Genomic DNA, 535 nt, shown 5'->3' with positions numbered 1-535 from the left:
GGAACCTCTGATTTATTCCTGATCATGAGGCATGATGGCCGTGCAGCATTGCGTGAAGACGGAAGTGTGATGAAACAGACCAGCTTTGCCTCCTTGAACTTTGCCACGAAGAAGAAGCAAACCCGGCGGGAGGTATTTCTCGCTGAGATGGAGCAAGTGGTTCCGTGGAACGAGCTGGAAGCGCTGGTGGAGCCCCACTATCCGACGGAAGGTCGGCGAGGCCGCCAGCCGATGGGTCTGTCGACCATGCTACGTATTCACTTCATGCAGCAGTGGTACGCCTTGAGCGATCCGGCGATGGAAGACGCGCTGTATGAGATCGAATCCATGCGCCGCTTCGCCGGATTGGAATTGAACGAGGATGCGATCCCGGATGAGACGACCATCCTGAAGTTCCGGCGGTTGCTGGAACAGCACCAGTTGGCGCAGAAGATTCTGGATACGGTGAACGCCCATTTGGGGCAGAAGCAACTGCTATTGCGGCAGGGCACGATCGTGGACGCCACGATCATTCACGCACCGAGTTCGACGAAAA

1 protein-coding gene is annotated in these 535 nt (G+C 56.4%); it reads left to right on the top strand.

Translation table 11 applies throughout. The features are described from left to right. Positions 1 to 69: 69 nt before the first annotated feature. Positions 70 to 535: IS5 family transposase (locus AC4HNJ_RS21575; RefSeq protein WP_490481676.1), on the top strand; the 466-nt coding region annotated here is incomplete at its 3' end.

The sequence above is a fragment of the Dyella sp. SYSU CM1112 genome, assembly GCF_058216415.1.
The sequence above is the reverse complement of the archived record's forward strand: the minus strand, read 5'-3'. Positions and strand labels throughout refer to the sequence as shown.